The sequence below is a fragment of the Halorhodospira sp. 9628 genome (genome assembly GCF_022228075.1).
Classification (GTDB): Bacteria; Pseudomonadota; Gammaproteobacteria; order Nitrococcales; family Halorhodospiraceae; genus Halorhodospira; species Halorhodospira halophila_A.
Genome location: NZ_JAJNRF010000016.1, coordinates 26,839 through 43,086, shown reverse-complemented (window position 1 = coordinate 43,086; position 16,248 = coordinate 26,839). Strand labels below are relative to the sequence as shown.

22 protein-coding genes are annotated in these 16,248 nt (G+C 67.9%); 1 reads left to right on the top strand and 21 read right to left on the bottom strand.

Annotation, left to right across the window (positions count from 1 at the left end):
• Positions 1–705 precede the first annotated feature (705 nt).
• Entirely contained in the window at positions 706–1,689 is a 984-nt protein-coding gene (locus LRG10_RS12480; RefSeq protein WP_238635720.1) for a Fic family protein, read from the top strand.
• Between the two features lie 88 nt (positions 1,690–1,777).
• On the opposite strand, the gene LRG10_RS12475 is transcribed toward LRG10_RS12480, so the two are convergent.
• From LRG10_RS12475 to rplE, 21 genes are all read right to left on the bottom strand, one after another.
• Positions 1,778–2,452: a class I SAM-dependent methyltransferase gene (locus tag LRG10_RS12475; protein ID WP_238635719.1), complete on the bottom strand. Its 675-nt coding sequence runs from the start codon at positions 2,450–2,452 to the stop codon at positions 1,778–1,780.
• Positions 2,453–2,502: 50 nt separating this feature from the next.
• Positions 2,503–3,771 carry an aspartate aminotransferase family protein gene (locus LRG10_RS12470; protein ID WP_238635718.1) on the bottom strand — a complete coding sequence of 423 codons (1,269 nt, stop codon included), beginning with the start codon at positions 3,769–3,771 and terminating at the stop codon, positions 2,503–2,505.
• A 76-nt stretch (positions 3,772–3,847) separates the two neighbouring features.
• Positions 3,848–5,278 carry an MBL fold metallo-hydrolase gene (locus LRG10_RS12465; RefSeq protein WP_238635717.1) on the bottom strand — a complete coding sequence of 477 codons (1,431 nt, stop codon included), beginning with the start codon at positions 5,276–5,278 and terminating at the stop codon, positions 3,848–3,850.
• A 15-nt stretch (positions 5,279–5,293) separates the two neighbouring features.
• Positions 5,294–6,463: an isocitrate/isopropylmalate dehydrogenase family protein gene (locus LRG10_RS12460; RefSeq protein ID WP_238635716.1), complete on the bottom strand. Its 1,170-nt coding sequence runs from the start codon at positions 6,461–6,463 to the stop codon at positions 5,294–5,296.
• Between the two features lie 35 nt (positions 6,464–6,498).
• On the bottom strand, positions 6,499–7,479 hold the full coding sequence (locus tag LRG10_RS12455; RefSeq protein ID WP_238635715.1) for a malate dehydrogenase: 981 nt from the start codon (positions 7,477–7,479) through the stop codon (positions 6,499–6,501).
• 78 nt (positions 7,480–7,557) lie between these two features.
• A complete protein-coding gene (locus tag LRG10_RS12450) occupies positions 7,558–8,331 on the bottom strand; it encodes an S-adenosyl-l-methionine hydroxide adenosyltransferase family protein (RefSeq protein WP_238635714.1) in 774 nt (257 codons plus the stop codon).
• 4 nt (positions 8,332–8,335) lie between these two features.
• Positions 8,336–8,752: a 50S ribosomal protein L17 gene (gene rplQ / locus LRG10_RS12445; RefSeq protein WP_201169174.1), complete on the bottom strand. Its 417-nt coding sequence runs from the start codon at positions 8,750–8,752 to the stop codon at positions 8,336–8,338.
• 20 nt (positions 8,753–8,772) lie between these two features.
• Entirely contained in the window at positions 8,773–9,771 is a 999-nt protein-coding gene (rpoA, locus tag LRG10_RS12440) for a DNA-directed RNA polymerase subunit alpha (protein ID WP_201169176.1), read from the bottom strand.
• A gap of 25 nt (positions 9,772–9,796) precedes the next feature.
• Positions 9,797–10,420, bottom strand: a complete 624-nt coding sequence (gene rpsD, locus LRG10_RS12435) for a 30S ribosomal protein S4 (protein ID WP_201169178.1) — start codon at positions 10,418–10,420, stop codon at positions 9,797–9,799.
• A gap of 16 nt (positions 10,421–10,436) precedes the next feature.
• On the bottom strand, positions 10,437–10,832 hold the full coding sequence (rpsK, locus tag LRG10_RS12430; RefSeq protein ID WP_201169181.1) for a 30S ribosomal protein S11: 396 nt from the start codon (positions 10,830–10,832) through the stop codon (positions 10,437–10,439).
• 71 nt (positions 10,833–10,903) lie between these two features.
• Entirely contained in the window at positions 10,904–11,263 is a 360-nt protein-coding gene (gene rpsM / locus LRG10_RS12425) for a 30S ribosomal protein S13 (protein ID WP_201169184.1), read from the bottom strand.
• Between the two features lie 70 nt (positions 11,264–11,333).
• Entirely contained in the window at positions 11,334–11,447 is a 114-nt protein-coding gene (gene rpmJ / locus LRG10_RS12420; protein ID WP_201169187.1) for a 50S ribosomal protein L36, read from the bottom strand.
• Positions 11,448–11,554: 107 nt separating this feature from the next.
• The gene (gene secY, locus LRG10_RS12415; protein WP_201169190.1) at positions 11,555–12,859 is read right to left on the bottom strand and encodes a preprotein translocase subunit SecY; all 1,305 of its coding nucleotides are present in this window, start codon (positions 12,857–12,859) and stop codon (positions 11,555–11,557) included.
• Positions 12,860–12,899: 40 nt separating this feature from the next.
• Positions 12,900–13,340 (bottom strand): 50S ribosomal protein L15, encoded by a 441-nt coding sequence (rplO, locus tag LRG10_RS12410; protein ID WP_201169193.1) that lies wholly within the window; start codon positions 13,338–13,340, stop codon positions 12,900–12,902.
• Positions 13,341–13,529, bottom strand: a complete 189-nt coding sequence (gene rpmD, locus LRG10_RS12405) for a 50S ribosomal protein L30 (protein ID WP_011813639.1) — start codon at positions 13,527–13,529, stop codon at positions 13,341–13,343.
• A gap of 2 nt (positions 13,530–13,531) precedes the next feature.
• Positions 13,532–14,035, bottom strand: a complete 504-nt coding sequence (rpsE, locus tag LRG10_RS12400; protein WP_011813640.1) for a 30S ribosomal protein S5 — start codon at positions 14,033–14,035, stop codon at positions 13,532–13,534.
• Between the two features lie 18 nt (positions 14,036–14,053).
• Positions 14,054–14,407 carry a 50S ribosomal protein L18 gene (rplR, locus tag LRG10_RS12395; protein ID WP_201169196.1) on the bottom strand — a complete coding sequence of 118 codons (354 nt, stop codon included), beginning with the start codon at positions 14,405–14,407 and terminating at the stop codon, positions 14,054–14,056.
• Between the two features lie 15 nt (positions 14,408–14,422).
• Positions 14,423–14,956, bottom strand: a complete 534-nt coding sequence (gene rplF / locus LRG10_RS12390) for a 50S ribosomal protein L6 (RefSeq protein WP_201169199.1) — start codon at positions 14,954–14,956, stop codon at positions 14,423–14,425.
• Between the two features lie 15 nt (positions 14,957–14,971).
• On the bottom strand, positions 14,972–15,367 hold the full coding sequence (gene rpsH, locus LRG10_RS12385; RefSeq protein WP_011813643.1) for a 30S ribosomal protein S8: 396 nt from the start codon (positions 15,365–15,367) through the stop codon (positions 14,972–14,974).
• A gap of 11 nt (positions 15,368–15,378) precedes the next feature.
• A complete protein-coding gene (gene rpsN, locus LRG10_RS12380; RefSeq protein ID WP_201169201.1) occupies positions 15,379–15,684 on the bottom strand; it encodes a 30S ribosomal protein S14 in 306 nt (101 codons plus the stop codon).
• A gap of 20 nt (positions 15,685–15,704) precedes the next feature.
• Positions 15,705–16,244 (bottom strand): 50S ribosomal protein L5, encoded by a 540-nt coding sequence (gene rplE, locus LRG10_RS12375; RefSeq protein ID WP_201169204.1) that lies wholly within the window; start codon positions 16,242–16,244, stop codon positions 15,705–15,707.
• Between the last annotated feature and the right edge of the window lie 4 nt (positions 16,245–16,248).

Genomic DNA, 16,248 nt, shown 5'->3' with positions numbered 1-16,248 from the left:
CGACAGGCGGGGCGCGATCTTCGGCCGCCACCGCGGACCGGCCTCCTGACCGGGGAATAACCACCCAAGTTTTGCCACCCCACAGAGGACACTCCGGCGTATCGCGCTTGCCCACGGAGTGGACCGATCTCATAATCGTTCTTCATGGAAAAACGCTCAGAACAACGCTTTTCAGGGGCTGTAACCATCTTTCGTGGGCTACGGCTTCCTGAGCGTGCTACGCCAGTAGGCTATGCCGCGCTGATCGATGCATACGACCTGCAGGTCCCGTGGCCGCGGAAGCTTCGAGCTGCCGCCGAGCGCCACAGGGTCTACAGCGAGGGCGGCTGGGAACTGCTGACACCGCGCCACCGCCCGCCCGCGACCCTTGAAAGCCACCTGACCTTCGCGCTCAAGCACGAAGGTCTCGATCTCGCTGTGCTGAAGCGACTCTTCCAAACGGTCGGTCCGGAGCCAATCGCGGGATGGGTCCGCTCCAAGCCAACGGGGTCATATGCACGAAGGGTCTGGTTCCTTTACGAGTGGCTGCTCGGGAGCCGATTGCCGCTGAACGATGCCACGCGCGGGAACTACGTCCCCGCAGTGGATCCCAACCTGCAGTGGGCGGGCGCGGGTAAGGTGTCGAAGCGTCATCGTGTGCGCAACAATCTCCCGGGGACCCCGTCGTTCTGCCCTCTCGTTTTCCACACGGATACACTCCGCGAGATGGTCGATCGCGACCTAGCCCTGCGGGCTCGCAAGGTACTGGATGAGGTGCCCCAGCATATCCTCTCGCGCACGGCGGCCTTCCTGCTCCTGAAGGACTCGCGCTCGAGCTACGCCATCGAAGGCGAGAAACCGCCGCAGGATCGTATCCAGCGCTGGGGCCGGGCCATCGGGGAGGCCGGGCGACACCCGATCGATATCGAGGAGCTGCTTCGCCTCCAGTCCCTTGTCATCGGCGATGCCCGGTTCGTGAAACTCGGTCTACGCACTGAGGGCGGTTTCGTCGGCACTCGAGAGCATCCCGGCTTACGCCCGCTGCCCGAGCACATCAGCGCGCGGCCGGAGGACTTGCCCGATCTGGTCTCCGGCATGATCGCATTCGATCAAGAAGCGGCCAGCGCGCTTGACCCGGTGATTGCTGCGGCCGTGCTCGCCTTCGGCTTTATCTACGCGCATCCGTTTGAGGACGGCAATGGGCGGATCCATCGCTACCTGATCCACCATATGCTCGCCGAGCGCGGTTTCAATCCGCCGGGGGTGGTGTTTCCTGTTTCGGCCGTCATGCTCGAAGAGATCGACCGTTACCGGCACGTCCTGGAAGACTACTCTCGGCGCCTGCTCCCGGTGGTTGACTGGCGGCCGACGGACGGTGGCAACGTCGAGGTGCTCAACGATACCGCGGACTTTTACCGCTTCTTCGATGCAACCCCTCACGCAGAGTTTCTCTACCGCTGCGTGCATCGCACCATCGAGCGCGACCTGCCGGAAGAGGCGCGTTTCCTGCGCCGGTACGATTCCTTCTGCCGTCGCGCAGAACAGATCGTGGACATGCCGGATACGACGCTGGATCTGCTTTTCCGCTTTCTTCAGCAGAACGAGGGACAGCTCTCCAAACGAGCCCGCACCAGGGAGTTCGCGCAACTAACCGATGACGAGGCCGCCGCCGTGGAACGGATCTATCGCGACCTGTTCACGGCGTCCTAAACCCCGCCGAAAGGCGGGGCGCGATCTTCGGCCGCCACCGCGGACCGGCCTCCCGACCGGGACCTCCTGACCGGGTAGCGGCCGTAGCTCAACTGGCGGTCGCCAGCTCCTCCTCCGGCTCCTCCACCGGCGCCGACTCCGCCGACGAACCATTGCGGTAATGGACCAGCTTCCAGTACCCGAAGAAGTACGCCGGATGCACCCCGAGGCACTCAAAGCCCGGGCGCTGCGGCAGATCATCCAACTCCATGTCCGTACGGAACCCGAGCAGCTTCGACAACGGCCGAATCGTCTTCTCGAACCCCCGGAGCACCGGATGCTGCGAGGCGAAGTGATTGATGATGAAGATCTCGCCCCCGGGCCGGCAGACCCGACGGCACTCATCCACCAATCGATCCGGGTTCGGCACTACCGAGGCGACGTACATCGCCACCACCACATCGAACGAATCGTCCGGGAAATCCAGCGCCTCGGCATCCATCTCGTGGAGCGACTCCACGTGCTCCAGCCCCTGCTCTGCCACCCGGCGATGGGCGATATCGAGCATATCCGGGCTGACATCGACGCCGACGATGGAGACATCCCGCCGGTACTCCGGCAGCGAGATCCCCGTCCCGACCCCCACCTCGAGGATGCGCCGGTCCGGCTCGGCGTTGAGATACTGCATCGTGAACTTGCGCCCCGGCGCGAAGATGCGCCCGAAAAAGCCGTCGTAGTACCGCGCGTAGCGCCGGTACGCGTTGCGGATCGAAGAGAGATCCATGACTCCGCTCACCTCCAGGAAATCGGTTCGGGTATCGCCATCGCACCGGCTCAGGCCGTGGCGCGCAGCGCCTCCGCAAAGGTGTCCACCGCCCGGTCGACCTCCTCGCGGGTGACGATCAGCGGCGGCAGCCAGCGCACGATCTGCCCCTGCGGCCCGCAGCGGATCATCAGCACGTCACGCTCTTCCATGGCCTTGAGTACCCGCGCGGCGCGATCACCATCCGGGCGCCCCTGCTCGTCCACCAGCTCGGTGCCGTGCATCAGGCCCATGCCCTGGACGTGGGCGATGGCCGGCTCCTCGGCACACAGGGCGTCGAGCCGGCGGCGCAGATGCGCACCCTGCTCGCGGGCGTTCTCCACCAAGCCCTCTTCCTCGATGACCTCCAGCGTCGCCAGCGCTGCGGCGCAGGCGACCGCGTTGCCGCCGTAGGTGCCGCCCTGGGAGGCCGGCCAGCCGCGCTCCATGATCGCTTCCGGCGCGGCCACGGCCGAGAGCGGGAAGCCACTGGCCAGCCCCTTGGCCGTGACCACCACGTCGGGCTCCACGTCGAAGTGGCTGTGGGCCCAGAAGGCCCCGCTGCGCCCGTAGCCGCTCTGCACCTCATCGGCGATGAGCAGCATACCGTGGCGATCGGCCCGCTCACGCAGCCCCTGCATGAAGGTCCGCCCGGCCGGGATGTAGCCGGCCTCGCCCTGGATGGGCTCGACGAAGAAGGCCGCCGACTCCGCCGGGCTCGACTGCGTGGCCAGGATGTGGTCGAGCTCACGCAGGCAGAACTCGGCGGTCTCCTCGTCGTCCCAGCCGTAGCGCCGGGCATTCGGGAACGGCGCGAACACGGTGCCGCCCATCATCGGCTGCACGCCGGCGCGCAGGCCCACGCTCGAGGAGGTCATCGAAAGCGAGCCCATGGTACGTCCATGGAAGCCGCCCTGGAAGACGATGATGTTGGGCCGGCCGGTGGCCTGGCGGGCCAGGCGCAGGGCGGTCTCGCACGCCTCGGTGCCAGCATTGGAGAAGAAGATACGGTCGATCGCGCCGGGCATGATCTCGCCCAGGCGCTCGGCAAGACGGACCATAGGCGGGTGGCGGACGATGGCGTACTGGCCGTGGACCAGGGTGGCGGCCTGGCGCTGGGCCGCTTCGACCACCTTGGGATGGCAGTGTCCGGTGGCGGTGACGCCGATGCCCGAGGTGAAATCGAGGTAGCGGCGCCCGTCGGTGCCGATGATGTAGGCACCCTCGCCGCGTTCGGCGACAACCTCGCTGGACTGCTTGAGCAGCGGGGAGATAGCTCCGGTCTTGTGCGCGTCGCTCATGGTGCGTGTCCTCCGCTCGGCCGTTCCCGGCCGTTGACTGCAGGGCCGCCGCAGCGACGGCCCCCTGTGGACCAAATTAGTACGCCGCGGGCGGTTCCGCGCTGCGCCCCGGCAGCTGAAGCAGGTCGATATGCGCGCCCTCTTCGGGAGTCTCGACGCCGAAGTCGCGGCTGCCCAGGGCCTCGGCGAGGCTGTCCATGGCGCCGGACTCGCCGTGAACCAGGGCCACCCGCGGCCCATTGGCGAAGTGCTCGGCCCAGGCGATCAGCTCCGAGCGCCCGGCGTGGGCGGAAAGCCCGCCGACGGTGTGCACGGTGGCGCCGACGCGCACCGGTTCGCCCCACAAGGTCAACTCCCTGGCGCCGTCGACCAGCGCGCGCCCGGGCGTGCCCTGGGCCTGGAAGCCGACCATGATCACGTTGCAGTTGCGCCGCCACAGGTTGTGCTTGAAGTGGTGGCGGATGCGCCCGCCGTTGCACATCCCTGAGCCGGCGATGATCAGCGCCCCGGACTGGACCCGGTTGATGGCCATGGAGTCTTCGGCCTGCGGGGTCAGGCGCAGGTTGGGCAACTGGAAGCGGTGGTTCTCCGGCTCGGCGTAGAAGGCGGCGGTCTCGGCGTCGTAGAGCTCCGGGAAGCGGGCGTAGACCTTGGTGGCCTCGATGGCCATGGGGCTATCGAGGAAGACGCTCCAGTCGCCCAGTTCCCACTCCTCGTAGTGCCGGGCGAGGATGTAGAGCAGCTCCTGGGTGCGCCCGACGGCAAACGCCGGCACCAGGATGTTGCCGCGGGAGGCGCGGGCATTGCGGATGATCTCGCCGAGTTCGGCCCAGGTCTCCTCCCAGGAGCGGTGGTCGCGGTCGCCGTAGGTGCTCTCCATGACCAGCAGGTCGGCGTCGCCGACCTGTGCCGGGTCGCGGAGGATCGGCGCGCCGGCATAGCCGAGGTCGCCGGAGAAGACCACCTTGCGGCGCTCGCCGCCGGCCTCGAGCCACATCTCGACGATGGCCGAGCCGAGGATGTGCCCGGCATCGCGCAGGCGCACGGTGACGCCGGGCACCGGCTGCCACGGTTCGTCGTAGGCGTGGCCGACCAGGGCGTCGATGGCCTGCTCGGCATCCGCCACGGTGTAGGTGGGCTCCACCGGCTCGTCGTGGCGGCGGCGGCGTTTCTTGTTCTCGATGGCGGCGTCGCGCTCGGCGAGGAAGGCGGCGTCGCGCAGGAGGATGTCCACCAGCGCGGCCCCGGCGCTGTGGGTGTGGATTGGCCCCTGGTAGCCGGCGGCTCGTAGCAGCGGCAGGCGACCGCTGTGATCCAGATGGGCGTGGGTGAGGATCACGGCGTCGAGGCTGCCCGGATCGAAGGGGAACGGCGCTCGGTTGCGTGCCTCCTGCTTGCCCCCGCCCTGGATCAGGCCGCAGTCGATGAGCACGCGGTGGTCACCGACCTCGAGCAGCATGCAGGAACCGGTCACCTCGCGGGTGGCCCCGTGGAAGTGCAGTCGCATGGACTCAGCCTCCGTCTACGCGGACGGCGCTCCGGCCGTCCGGATGCGTTGCGCCACGGCGCGGCCGACGTCGGCGCAGCCGCGCCCGCTCATGCCGTGCTCGGCGATGTCGTCGGCCACGGCGCGGTGGAGCTGCACGGCGGCACGGGCAGCCTGCGGATCGACCTCACCCATCCATTCCAGCATAGCGGCGGCGGTCAGCAGCATGGCCGCCGGGTGGGCGCGGTCGCCACCGGCGATGTCCGGGGCGCTGCCGTGGGTGGGCTCGAAGAGCGGCGGCACGCTGCGGTCGGCGGGGTTGAGGTTGGCCGAGGGGGCAACGCCCATGCCGCCGGCGAGCACTGCGGCTAGGTCGGTGAGGATGTCGCCGTGGAGGTTGCTGGCCACGACCACGTCGAACTGCCACGGCTGGCTGACGAACTTCATGCAGCAGGCGTCGATGAGCTCGTGGTGGGTGGCGATCTCCGGGTAGTCGGCGGCGACCTCGGCGAAGACCTCGCTCCAGAGCTCGCCGGCGTATTGCACGGCGTTGCGTTTGGTGACCACGCAAACGGCGCCGTCCGCACCGCCGTCACCGGCCGCATAGCGCGGCGCGCGCAGCCCCTGACGGCGCTCCTCGGCCCGCCGGGTGGCCCGCTCGAAGGCGTGGCGGATGATGCGCTCGGTACCGGCGCGGGTGAAGACCTCGAGCTGGGTGGCGGTCTCGCGGGGGGTGCCGGCGGCCAGCCGGCCGCCCTGGTCGACGTATTCGCCTTCGCTGTTCTCGCGGATGACGAGCAGATCGGTGTGCAGGGCGCGCGGGTCGGACAGGGGCATGGGGGCGCCGGCCATGGGCACCGCCGGGCGCTCACAGGCCCAAAGATCGAGCCCCTTGCGCAGCTGCAGCAGCGGCGCCAGCGAGACGCCATCGGGCAGCAGGTAGCGCCCCGGATCGTCGGCAGGCCCGGGGTCCCCGAGGGCGCCGAGGAGCAATGCGTCGTAGCCGACCAGTTGCTCGCGCCAGTCGGCGGGCATCATCTCACCGTGAGCGCGGTGCCAGGCGTGGGCGGGCCAGCCCAGCTCGGTCAGCGCCAACCGGGGCCCGGGGAGGGCCTCCAGGGCGTGGCGGGTGGCGGCCATGACCTCCGGGCCAATCCCGTCGCCGGGCATCACGGCGACCTGCCAAGTCTCCTGGTTGCGTTCCATGGCGGCCCTCCCCGGGCGTTGCCGTCCGCTTCCGCTCAGGGCAGCAGATGCGCCACCGCGCCGCGCTCCTCGGCGAGCTCGGCGGCGGTCTCGTCCATGCGTGCGCGGCTGAACTCGTCCACGGACAGCCCCTGCACGATCTCGTAGTCCCCGCTCCGACAGGTCACCGGGAAGGAGTAGATGAGCCCGGGCTCGATGCCGTAACTGCCATCGGAGGGCACGGCCATGCTCGTCCACTCGCCCTCGGGCGTGCCCAGCGCCCACTCGCGCATGTGGTCGATGGCGGCACTGGCAGCGGAGGCGGCGCTGGAGGCCCCGCGAGCCTTGATGATCGCCGCGCCGCGCTGCTGCACGGTGGGGATGAACGTGTCCTTCACCCAGGCGTGATCAACCTGCTCGCCGGCCGGAGTCCCCTGGATGGTGCAGTGGCTGATATCCGGGTACTGCGTCGCCGAGTGGTTGCCCCACACGGCCAGGCCGTGGATCTCCGTGGAATGGCAGCCAACCTTGTTGGCGAGCTGCGCCAGCGCGCGGTTGTGGTCGAGGCGGGTCATGGCCGTGAAGTTGCGCGGGTCAAGATCCGGCGCGTTGCGCTGGGTGATCAGCGCGTTGGTGTTGGCCGGGTTGCCCACCGCGAGGACCTTCACGTCGCGCTTGGCCACGGCGTTCAGCGCCTGACCCTGGGCCGAGAAGATCGCCGCGTTGGCCTCGAGCAGATCCTTGCGCTCCATGCCGGGGCCGCGGGGCTTGGCGCCGACGAGCAGGACGTAGTCGGCCTCGCGAAAGGCCTCCTCGGCGCTGTCGGTGGCGACGATGCCGGCGACCAGCGGGAAGGCGCAGTCCTCGAGCTCCATCACGGTGCCCTGCAGCGCCTCTTGGGCCTGCGGGATCTCAAGCAGCTGGAGGATCACCGGCTGATCCTTGCCGAGCATCTCGCCGGCGGCGATGCGAAAGAGCAGGCTGTAGCCGATCTGGCCGGCCGCCCCGGTCACCGCGACTCGCACGGGTGTCTTCATGGCTCTCTCCTCGATCCGTTGTAATGCCCGCCGGGCCCTGCCTGCCGACCCGGGCCGGGGGGCCGATTGTAGCAGAGGCTAGCCGCGCGCCCGCCAGTCCAGCACCGCCCCGGGCCCCTGGGCCAGGCGCTGCGCCGCGGAGCCGCTGTTCACCGCCACTTCGACCAGGCCCAGCGCGTTGACGTACCAGAACGCCGTGCCTGCGGGGACGTCAGCGAACCTCGCCGCCCGCGCCAGGCGCTCGCCGCCGACAACGAGCTCCGCCTGGTCCGGCGCGGTCTCGCCACGCCGGCCACTGATCAGATTACCGAAGCCGTCGGTGTAGATCAGGGCGTCCCAGTCCCGCGGCCACCTGTGGCCGACCCAGGTCTCCACCGCCTCCGACCCACGCGGCGGCCGGTCCGTAACCGCCACCTCGGCGGCGGCATCGGCGAAAACGTCGCGGCCGTGGAACGTCGCCGGGGTGCCCGGCGGTGGCGGCGGCAGGCAGTACGCTTGGACATCCGCGAAGTCGCGCGCCGCGACAGCGAACAGCCCGTTGTCCGGACCGATCAGCCAGCGTCCGTCGGCGCGCAGGGCCAGCCCGCCGCGCTCCGTGCCGACACCGGGGTCGACCACGGCTAGCACCACCGCGTCCGGTGGCAGGTACTTGAGGTTGGCGGCAAGCAGGTAGGCGGCACAGTCCGGGCGGAAAGCCGGAGCGTCGTGCATCAGGTCAACGACCTCGGGGGCCGAGTCGAAGGCCTGGCGCAGCCGTGCATGGAGGTGGCCCACATAGGGCCCGAGGTGGGTGTAATCCGTGAACAGGAAGACGGCACCGGGGCGAGCACGCTGGTTCACCCCGGTGCGCAAGGCGTTACGCCTCGGCCGTTTCCTCGGCGTCCTCTTCCGACTCACGCCGGGCGGCGATCGCCTCTTCCCGGTCGACGAGTTGGACGAGGGCCATCGGCGCGCCGTCGCCCTTGCGGAAGCCACAGCGCAGGATGCGCATGTAGCCGCCCGGGCGCTCCTTGAAGTGCGGCCCCAGCTCCTCGAAGAGCTTGGTGACCATCTCCTTGTCGCGCAGCCGTGCAAAGGCCAGACGGCGGTTCGCCGTGGTGTCTTCCTTGGCCAGGGTGATCAGCGGCTCGGCGACACGCCGCAGCTCCTTCGCCTTGGGCACGGTGGTGCGGATCTCTTCCTCGCGGAAGAGCGCGGCGGCGAGGTTCTTGAACATCGCCTTGCGGTGCGAGTTGTCACGGTTGAGGTGACGTCCGGCTTTACGATGGCGCATGACGTTGATCCTTTGACAGTTTAGCCGGCGATACGGGCGCGGTCCCCGAGGGACGGCGGCGGCCAGTTATCGAGTTGCATGCCCAGCGACAGCCCGTGCTCGGCCAAGGTGTCCTTGATCTCGTTGAGCGACTTCTTGCCGAGGTTCGGCGTCTTGAGCAGCTCAACCTCGGTGCGCTGGACCAGGTCGCCGACGTAGTGGATGCTCTCCGCCTTGAGGCAGTTGGCCGAGCGGACGGTGAGCTCCAGGTCGTCGATCGGGCGCAGCAGGACGGGATCGATCTCCGGCTCCTCCTGCTCTTCGCCGGCCTCCAGCAGCCCGCCTTCGAGGTCGATGAAGACCGAAAGCTGATCACGCAGCAGGCTGGCGGCGAACTTGACCGCCTCCTCGGGCGTGACCACGCCGTTGGTCTCGACATCGAGGACCAGCTTGTCGAGGTCGGTACGCTGCTCGACACGCGCACTCTCGACCGCGTACGAGACGCGGCGCACCGGGCTGAAGCTCGCATCCAGGGCCAGGTGGCCGATGGTGCGGGTGTCCTCTTCTTCGCGCGCGGTGACCGGCAGGTAGCCACGCCCCCGCTCGATCTTCAGCGACGCCTTGAACGGCTGCTCGTGCGTGATCGTAGCGATGTGAAGATCCGGGTTCTTGATCTCCACGTCGTGGTCGGTGGCGATGTCCGCCGCCGTCACGGCGCCTGGCCCCTGCTTCTCGACGCTGAGCGTCACCGAGTCGCGCTCGTTGAGCCGCACGGCGAGATCCTTGAGGTTGAGCAGGATATCCACGGTGTCTTCGTGGATGCCCTCGACCGCCGTGTACTCGTGCTGGACGCCCTCGATCTCCACCTCGGTGACCGCGGTCCCGGGCATCGACGAGAGCAGCAGCCGCCGCAGGGCGTTGCCCAGCGTATGGCCAAAGCCCCGCTCCAGCGGCTCCAGGACGACCTTGGCGCGGTTGTCCGAGAGCGGCTCGATCTCGACCGAGCGCGGCTTAAGAAAGTCCTTCAGGTACCCCTTCATGGACGACACCTTGCAGTTGCGGCTGTTACTTCGAGTACAGCTCGACGATCAGCGATTCGTTGATTTCCTGAGACAGATCGGCGCGGTCCGGGGCCTGCTTGAAGACGCCTTCCATCTTGGTGGCGTCGACGTCGACCCAGGGCGCCCAGCCGTTCTGCTGCGCCAGCTCGAGGGCGGCCTGAATGCGCAGCTGGCTCTTGGCCTTCTCCTTGACGGAGACGGTGTCGCCCGGCTTGACCTGGTACGACGGGATGTTAACCACCCGGCCGTTGACCAGGATGCCGCGGTGATTGACCAGCTGCCGCGCCTCCGCGCGGGTGCTGCCAAAACCCATCCGGTAGCAGACGTTGTCCAGGCGGCTCTCGAGCAGCTGCAGCAGCGCGGTGCCGGTGGCGTCCTTACGGCGGGCGGCTTCCTTGTAGTAGTTGCGGAACTGCCGCTCCATGATGCCGTACATGCGACGGACCTTCTGCTTCTCACGCAGCTGAAGGCCGTAGTCGGACATGCGGCCGCCGCGGCGCTGCCCGTGCTGCCCCGGGGGCTGCTCGAGCTTGCACTTGGTGTCGATGGACCGGACGCCGCTCTTCAGGAACAGGTCGGTTTTCTCGCGGCGCGCCAGTTTGCACTTGGGACCAATATACTTCGCCATGGCGAGCGCTTCCTCCTCAGACCCGCCGCTTCTTGGGCGGCCGGCAACCGTTGTGCGGGATGGGCGAGACGTCGGAAATGTTGGTGATCCGGTACCCGACCGCGTTGAGCGCACGCACGGCGGACTCGCGCCCGGGGCCAGGCCCCTTGACGCGAACCTCCAGGTTCTTGAGACCGTAATCCTGCGCGGCACGCGCGGCGGTCTCCGACGCCACCTGGGCAGCGAAGGGCGTGCTCTTGCGCGACCCCTTGAAGCCGCTGCCGCCGGCGCTCGCCCAGGACAACGCGTTGCCCTGCCGGTCGGTGATGGTGATCAGCGTGTTGTTGAAGGTCGCGTTGATGTGCGCGACACCATCACTGACTGTGCGCTTGACTTTCTTCTTGCCGCCACCGCGGCTGGATGCCTTCGCCATAGGTCTTTGTTCCCGTGTTCGCTCCGAACGCGGTGCCGATCCGGCCCACGCGTTGAATGTTGCCTACCCGATCAGCGGCTGGCGGGGCCCCGACGCGGACCCTTGCGCGTACGCGCGTTGGTCTGCGTCTGCTGCCCACGCACCGGCAGGCCGCGGCGGTGCCGCATGCCCCGGTAGCAGCCGAGGTCCATCAGGCGCTTGATGTCCATCGCCACCGAGCGGCGCAGATCGCCCTCGATAACGTAGTTGCCGACTTCCTGCCGCAGCGCCTCGACCTCGGCGTCATTGAGATCGCGGACGCGCCGGTCATGCGGCACGCCGGCCGCTTCACAGATGCTCAGGGCACGCGTGCGGCCGATCCCGTAGATCGAGGTCAGCGCGACCCACGCGTGCTTGTGTGTCGGTATGTTGATTCCTGCGATTCGGGCCATGGGGCCAACTCTCCCGTGATTCGCGCTTGTTGGGTGCCGGGTCGATCCGCCGGTGCTCGCCGGTCCGGATTCAGCCCTGGCGTTGCTTGTGCCGCGCCTCCGTGCAGATGACCCGCACGGTCCCGCGCCGCTTCACGATCTTGCAGTTGCGGCAAATCCGCTTGACCGATGCCCTGACTTTCATGGTCGTCTCTCCAATACTCCGAGCGCGGCCGCTCACGGGCGACCCAAAGGCGCGAAAGGATACCAGTCCGCGCGCCCGGATGCCACCCCGCAGCCAGTTTTATCGATTCAGCGCAGCATCCCGCCGCCAGGCCGGGTGTGCCCCTTGAGGTTGGCCTTCTTCATCAGCGGCTCGTACTGGTGCGAGACCAGGTGCGACTGCAGCTGCGCCATGAAGTCCATGACCACGATGACGCTGATCAGCAGCGAGGTGCCGCCGAAGTAGAACGGCACGTTCCAGTACAGGATCAGGAACTCCGGCATCAGGCAGACGGCGGTGATGTAGAGCGCACCGACGAAAGTGAGCCGGCTCTGCACCTGATCGATGTACCGGGAGGTCTGCTCGCCGGGACGGATCCCGGGGATGAACGCCCCCGACTTCTTCAGGTTGTCGGCGGTGTCCCGCGAGTTGAACACCAGCGCCGTGTAGAAGAAGCAGAAGAAGATGATCGCCGCGGCGTAAAGCGCCACATAGATCGGCTGCCCCGGCGAGAGCGTCGCGGCGATGTCTCCGATAAAGCCCAGCCCCTCGGCATCGCCGAACCACTGCCCGACCGTGGCCGGGAAGAGAATGATGCTCGAGGCGAAGATCGGCGGGATCACGCCCGCCATGTTCAGCTTCAGCGGCAGGTGGCTCTGCTGCGCGGCGTACATCTTGCGCCCTTGCTGGCGCTTGGCGTACTGCACGGTGATCCGCCGCTGCCCCCGCTCGATGAAGACAATGAACGCGGTCACCGCCGCGGCCATGATCAGCAGCAGCAGGATCGTCGCGGTACCCAGCTCGCCGGTACGCTGCAGTTCGAGCGTGCCACCCAGCGCGCCGGGCAGGCCGGCGACGATGCCGGCGAAGATGATGATCGAGATACCGTTGCCGATGCCCCGCTCGGTGATCTGCTCACCAAGCCACATCAAGAAGATCACGCCGGTGGCCAGGGTCACCGTGGAGATAAATACAAACGCCGGCCCGGGCATGGCGGCCACACCCTGCCCCTGCAGCGCGATACTGATGCCGATGCCCTGGAAGGTGGCCAGCCCGAGCGTGCCGTAGCGCGTGTACTGCGTGATCTTGCGCCGGCCGGCCTCCCCCTCCTTCTTCAGCCGCTCGAGCGACGGCACCACCGCCGTGAGCAGCTGCATGATGATCGCCGCCGAGATATAGGGCATGACGCCGAGGGCGAAGATGGAGAGTCGCTCCAACGCCCCGCCGGCGAACATGTTGAACATCTCCAGGATGGTGCCGCGCTGCTGCTCGACCATCTGCTCGAGCGCCGCCGGATCGATACCCGGGATCGTGATGTGGGTACCGATGCGGTAGATGATCAGCGCGAGCAGTACGAAAAGCAGACGCTGACGAACCTCGGTGAGACGTCCCATCCCACCGAGGGCCCCTGCGGCACCACCTGGACGTCCCAACTTAACCCTCCTCGACGACTTGGCCGCCGGCCGCCTCGATCGCCTTGCGGGCGCCCTGGGTCACCTTGACGCCACGCACGGTCACTGCGCGGTCGATGGTGCCCGAGGCGATAACCTTGACGTAGCGCATGTTCTTGCGCACGACGCCGGCCTTGTGCAGCGCCGAAAGGTCCACCGTATCACCGTCGACGCGGGCGATCTCGTGGAGGCGAACCTCCGCGGTACGCAGGCTTTTCTGCGAGGAGAAGCCGTACTTCGGCACCCGGCGCTGCAGCGGCATCTGGCCGCCTTCGAAGCCGACCTTGTGGAAGCCGCCACTGCGGCTGTGCTGACCCTTGTGACCGCGACCGGCCGTCTTGCCCAGGCCGCTGCCCGCACCGCGTCCGGCGCGCTTGGCCTCCGGCCGGCTGCCCGGGCTCGGCGACAGTTGATTGAGCCGCATTTACGCCTCCTGAACTTCCAGCATATAGGACACCTTCCGGATCATTCCGCGATTCTCCGGGGTGTCGTCGACCAGGACAGTCTGGTGCATCCGGCGCAGGCCGAGGCCGCGCACGCACTGGCGGTGCTTCTGCAGCCGGCCGTGGACGCTGCGCCGCAGCGTTACCTGGAGCTTCTTCTGGTTAGCCATGATCAGCCCGTAATCTCTTCGACACTCTTGCCCCGCCGGGCAGCGACTGCCTCGGGGGAGTCCATCGAGGCCAGCCCGTCGACCGTGGCGCGCACCACGTTGATCGGGTTGCGCGAGCCGACCGACTTGGCCAGCACGTCCTGCACGCCGAGCACCTCGAAGACCGCGCGCATGGCGCCGCCGGCGATAATGCCGGTACCCGGCGAGGCCGGCTTCATGAAGACCTTGCTCGACCCGTGGAAGTGGGTCACTGGGTAGCGCAGGGTCGGGCCATCCAGCGGCACGGTGCGCATCCCGCCGCGCGCCCGCTCCATTGCCTTCTGGATCGCTGCGGGGACCTCGCGGGCCTTGCCGTAACCGAACCCGACTCGCCCCTCGCCGTCACCGACCACGGTCAGCGCCGTGAAGCCGAACTGGCGGCCGCCCTGGACCACCTTCGCCACGCGGTTGATCGTGATCAGCTTTTCGCGGAGCCCGTCCGCGCCGGTTTGTTCACCGTTCGCCATAGCTTCTTAGCCCCTAGCCTAAAACTTCAGTCCGGCTTCACGCGCGGCCTCGGCCAGCGCCTGCACGCGGCCGTGGTACTGGTAGCCGGCACGATCGAATGCCACCTGCTCGACGCCGGCCGCCTTGGCGCGCTCGGCGATCAGCCGGCCCACCTCTTGGGCGGCGCTCACGTTGCCGGTCCCCTCGCTGCGCTGACGCAGGGAGGGCTCCACCGTGGAAGCAGCCGCCAGGGTCTTCGCGCCGTCCGGCTGCTGCACCTGTGCGTAGATATGGCGCGGCGTGCGGTGGACCGAGAGCCGGTAGGCACCGGCGTCGCGGATGCGCCCGCGGCTCTTGCGCGCGCGCCGCATGCGTGCTGTGTTCTTGTCCATCTTCGTCCCCACCGCCTACTTCTTCTTGGCTTCTTTGAGGACCACCCGCTCGTCGGCGTAGCGTACACCCTTGCCCTTGTAGGGCTCCGGCGGGCGATAGCCTCGGATCTGGGCGGCCACCTGGCCAACCTGCTGCTTGTCGGCGCCCTTGACCACGACCTCCGTCTGCGAGGGGCACTCGATCGTTACGCCCTCGGGGATCTCGTGGTACACCGGGTGCGAGAACCCGAGCGTGAGGTGCAGGGTGTTGCCCTGGACCTGCGCCCGGTACCCGACGCCCTTGAGTTCGAGGCGACGCTCGAATCCCTCGCTGACGCCGATCACCATGTTGCTCACCAGGGCCCGCGTCGTACCGGTCAGCGCCACCGCGCGGGTGCTCTGCTGCCGGGGCTCGAAGGTGAGCGTGCCGTCCTCCTGATTCAGAGAAACCAGGCGGTGGCAGCGCCACGCCATCTGGCCCTTGGGGCCCTTGACCTGAATGTCGTTACCCTGGAGCGTCACCTCCACGCCGGAGGGGACCTCCACGGGTGCCTTTGCGACTCTCGACATGATTGCCCGTCCTGTCTAGAAGACCCAGCAGAGTACCTCGCCGCCGTGCCCCTGCGCGCGGGCCTGACCATCGCTCATCACGCCCTTGGACGTGGAGATAATGGCGGTGCCCAGCCCGTTGCGCACGCGCGGCAGCTCGTCACGACCGCGGTAGACCCGCAGACCCGGCCGGCTGTAACGCTGGATTTCGCGGATTGCCGGCTGACCCTCGTGGTACCGGAGCGTGACCTCCAGGACCGGCTTTTTCTCTTCCCCGACCTCGCGGTAACCCTCGATGTAGCCCTCCTCTTGGAGGACGGCGGCAATCGCCCGCTTGAGCTTCGAGGACGGCATACGCACGTCCGCCTTCTCGGCGTGGTGCGCGTTCCGTACCCGGGTCAGCATGTCGGCAATGGGATCGGTCATGCTCATCGTCTATCCCCTTACCAGCTCGAGAGGGTCAGGCCCGGGATCTCGCCGTTCATGGCCGCCCGACGCAGCTCATTGCGGGCCAGCCCGAACTTGCGGTAATACCCCCGCGGCCGGCCCGACTTGGCGCAGCGGTTACGCTGGCGCACGGGGCTGGCGTTGCGCGGGATCTGCTGTAGCTTGAGCTGCGCTTCGAAGCGCTCCTCGACGCTCGACTCAGGGCTGTCGATAATCGCCTTGAGCCGCTCGCGCTTGGCAGCGTACTTCTGTGCCAGCTTGCGGCGCTTTCGGTCGCGCTCAACCATGGAGTTCTTGGCCATCTGCGCTGCTCCTCTGGACGTTAGGTCCGGAAGGGGAAGCCGAACCCTTCGAGCAGGGCCTTCCCTTCCGCGTCGGTGCGAGCGGTGGTGGACACCGTGATGTCCATGCCGCGCACCCGATCGATTTCGTCGTAGTCGATCTCCGGGAAGATCAGCTGCTCCCGGATACCGAGGTTGTAGTTACCGCGCCCGTCAAACGACCGCGGCGAGAACCCACGGAAGTCGCGGACCCGCGGGGCCGCCACGTGGATGAAGCGCTCGAGGAACTCGTACATCCGCTCGCGGCGCAGCGTGACCTTGCAGCCGATCGGCCAGCCCTCACGGATCTTGAAGCCCGCCACGGACTTGCGCGCCCGCGTGACGATCGGCTTCTGCCCGCTGATCTTGGCCAGGTCCTCCTGCGCGGCCTCCAGGATCTTCTTGTCCTTGGTGGCCTCACCCAGCCCCATGTTGATCACGATCTTCTGCAGCTGGGGCACCTGCATCACGTTCTGGTACCCGAATCGCTCCTGCAGGGCCGGAGTGACCTCTTCCTGATAAAGCTTTCGCAACGTCGCCATTCCA